Origin of the sequence: Cupriavidus lacunae, assembly GCF_003353055.1 — a bacterium.
Classification (GTDB): Bacteria; Pseudomonadota; Gammaproteobacteria; order Burkholderiales; family Burkholderiaceae; genus Cupriavidus; species Cupriavidus lacunae.
This window is the reverse complement of record NZ_QKWJ01000191.1, coordinates 1-3,510: the sequence shown is the minus strand read 5'-3', so window position 1 is coordinate 3,510 and position 3,510 is coordinate 1. Positions and strand designations below refer to the sequence as shown.

General features: G+C 60.9%; 2 protein-coding genes. Both read right to left on the bottom strand.

Annotation, left to right across the window (positions count from 1 at the left end; genetic code table 11):
- Positions 1-344: Tn3 family transposase post-transcriptional regulator TnpC (tnpC, locus tag DN412_RS42440; protein WP_279635316.1), on the bottom strand; the 344-nt coding region annotated here is incomplete at its 3' end.
- Positions 337-3,336, bottom strand: a complete 3,000-nt coding sequence (locus tag DN412_RS42435; RefSeq protein ID WP_115216938.1) for a Tn3 family transposase — start codon at positions 3,334-3,336, stop codon at positions 337-339. The genes DN412_RS42435 and tnpC, both read right to left, overlap by 8 nt.
- Positions 3,337-3,510: the final 174 nt, after the last annotated feature.

Sequence of the window (3,510 nt, the reverse complement as noted above, 5' to 3'; positions counted from 1 at the left end):
GCTTCTTCGTTGCATCGTCTAACGGCTTCTTCGACACGGCGCGTATCTCCAATCAACCCGTTAGAGATGAAACGCGCCAGCCCTGAATCCGTTGTCATGTTTTTTGTAAATCTCAATAGTGTCATATCGTCGGTCGAGTACGACAGGATCGCGCCATTGATCACGGTATGCGCCATGCCATGCAAGCGCAGCAGATCGTCGCGCAGCCCGTCCGGTCCGCAGCGAGCTCGAAGCGAGTCGAACTGATCCACCGCCCGTTGGATGACCAAGGTGTCATAGCGCTGCCGCAATGACTGCAATGCGTCGGCATCGACGGCGCCGTAAGGGGTCTCGATATCAGGCATGACGTTTGGGTCTCCGGATGGAATGGGCCGGCGCCGCGAACAGGCTGTCGCGAATCCAGCTCTCGATGCGATCGAAGTCAAGCTCGTATTTGCCAAAGCGCTTCAGGTTACTGGTGAGATATGGACTCAGGAAGGCAATATCGGCCGGATTGACCGGGATGCCTTCCTTCACCATCGCCCGCAATGCCTGCATCATGTCCACCGTGTTCTGCAGGATCGCCGCCGACGCCATCAGGTCGTTGTAGCGCAGGCGCTTCTGTTGCTCGTCCGGGTCGTTGACCGGCAGCACGTCACCGCCGAACGAGAACCATTTGGCGAAACCATTGTAGGACTCGACCTTGTTGGTGGTGGCGGTAATCTCCTGGCGAAGCTCGCCACTGCCGATCCACTCGAGCAGGAAAATTGTGCGCACAACCTTGCCCAATTCCTCCGCGGCCAAAGACAGGCGATTTTTCGGGGTGGCCGCGCCGAACCGGCGCAGCAGCAAGGGCGACGAGAGCGCGCCGGTCTGGATCGACAGTGTGAGCTGCATCAGGTCCTGCCAATGCCGCTCGATGAGATCCCAGTCGACCGTTTCCGAAAACAGCGTGTCGATGTGCTGGTATTTCGTCTCGGCATCCGCCCGGTACAGTTCGAGATCCTGCCAGTTTCGGATGCGCGGCATCAGCTTGATGCCCAGCAGATGGGTGAAGGCGAACACCGCCGCCGACTGACCCTGGGTGTCGGAGTGGACGGTATCCGCCTCTACGCTCAGGCCTGCCTTGAGAAGTCCCTCGATGACGTAGATGGCCTCCCAGATGCCGGGCGGGATGAAATGCCGAAAGACCGCGATGTAGTTGTCGGCCACGTGCCGGTAAGCCACCGCGCCCATCTTGCGATACCGGTGGTGGTAGCCGGCCAGGAGATTGTTGTCGTAGAAGTCGTACTGGGTACCGTCGGCCGCCACCGTCTTGCCGTCACCCCAATGCTTGGGCAGGTCGAGCCGCAGATAGAGTTCGATCAGCTCGCGCTGTGCGGTCTCCAGCCGTTCCAGGCTCAGGTGTCTCCGGTTGACGAACGACATCATGTGCGGCGTGACCTTGTCGCCCATGTGACGCGCTGCCTGGGTTGGGCCCAGATTGCAGCCCATCGCGAAGATGGTCAGCAGGTAACGCTCGGCAGCGTTTCGGATTTTGGGGTCGCTACCGCTGAGCGGGCCGAAGTACCGCGTGAATTGGGTCCAGTGCTCGATATTTGCCAGCACGTCCAGCAGGTTGCGCACCGGCATGCGCTTTATCAGCGCTTTCTGCAGCGCCACCGCACTCTCGGGGACGATGGTGGCCGCAGTGCGGCGTACGACCAGTTCGCCCGCCTTGTTGATGATCACGTGCTCGGACTTCTCGGGGAAACGTTCATCCAGTTGGCGGGCCGTGTCCGTGAGTCGCTGACGAAGTTGGGCCACGAAACGGGCGCCGCTGTCGGGCATGCCGAACTTCTCGCAGTAGCTCGGCAGACGCTGCTCGCACTCGCGCCACGGCAGCAGATGATCCCGGTAGTCGGCGAAAGCGTCGGAGCCGGTTACGCACAGATCGCCGCTGCGTAGCTCCTTGGCCATACGGGATAGCACGCAGAGTTCCAGGTACCGACGATTCGTCGGCGCTCCTTTATCAATCGGACGGCGCACCAGCTTGCGCCAGCGTTCCGACGCAAAGCTGATGTCGACGTCGACGGCGATCCACTCCCGGTGCCGCGACTCGTTGTCGAACACCGCATCTAATGCCGTCAACAAGGTCTGCGATTGCGTGGTCGATCCCCGTGCCAAGGCGTGCGCCAGGCGCAGTAGGACGGCCCGATGCGCCTTGAAGTGCCGCCACAGCAACGGCAGGTGGTTCTTGCCGCTGTAGGCCCGGACCTCGGCGCAACTTTCGCGCAAAGGCTCGAGACTGCCTGTCGGCGCCAGGTAGTTGCGCACCTGGGCGCCTAGCGTAGCGTCGTCGGCATGATCGTCAACGATGTTGACCACCCCATCGAGCAGGTCCACGAGGCTTTTCATCTGTTCGCGCTGCCGCGCCTGGATGAGCGCAAGCTCTTCCTTGGCCCGCTTGTGGATCGCCCCCATACGGCGGATGAACATCTCGGCCAGATCGTCACGGGCCCGCACACGCATTTGATGCAGCAGCGCCACGATCAGGGTGTAGCGACGCTCAGGCAGGATTTCCTTCAGGTTGGCCGCGTCCAGGCTCATCGCTTGCGATGACAGGGAGCGCAGCTTTGTGGCCGGCACGTCTTCCAGCGCGCGGGCGTAGTCCCCAAAGCCTTCGAGCCAGGTGAGATGTTCGATCAGCAATGAGATGTGCTTGCGCGACGGCCGCAATGCGTAGCGCTTGATGGTGTTGTACGCCGTCTGGCGCTGATTGAATTCCCGCTTGAGCAGGCGGTCCAGTTGCGCCTTGTCATCATCCATCAGGCGCCGCGCGACGCGCCGGAACAGGGCTGTTTGCGTGCGCGCATGGACTTGCTCCGCAATCGAATCCAGCGTCGAGAACGACGGCAATTCGACCTGCTGCTGAATCAGGCTGTCGATGGTGGCGTTGATGATGTCCACCGGCTGGTCCACGGCCTCGGCCGCTTCCCGTGCCGCACGCACGGCGACTTCATTGGCGTCGGTGCCGTAGTAGGACTGGATGCCAAGAAACTCACGAATGGTGGCGTAGTGCCGAAACAATGCCGGAGATCTGGCTCGGTCATAACCAAATTCGACCTCAGTGTCGATGCCTGCGCTGACCCGGACGTGCTCGACGACGGTCGTGGGAATGGCATCGAGGTTGGGGAAGTGGTGCATCTGCTGAAAGACCTTCAGCAACACCAACAGGCCGAGCCGCGTGGATTGCCCCCGCGCATTTCGTCGCCCCCACTCCAGTTCCTCGATGTCCGGCGTATAGCAAGCCTGCAATTCTGCCGTCGAAAAGACCTTCGGAAAGCGCGGATAAGCGGTGCGTTCGACGGTGGCCATGCCGGACTGAAATCACAAAATGGCCAGTGTAGCGGAAGCGCCTCTTGGCTCCTCTAGATCCTATGTAACAGGTGGAGGTCGTCAACGAACTGATACGTAAAATCAGGGCGTGTCGAGTCCCCTGTTCAAAGGAGAGCATCATGCACACGGATCAGATGTTCACGACGGGTGGTG

What these genes read in the sequence shown, in the direction of transcription:
- DN412_RS42435 (WP_115216938.1), bottom strand. Translation starts at nt 3,336, where the DNA reads ATGGCCACCGTCGAACGCACCGCTTATCCGCGCTTTCCGAAGGTCTTT.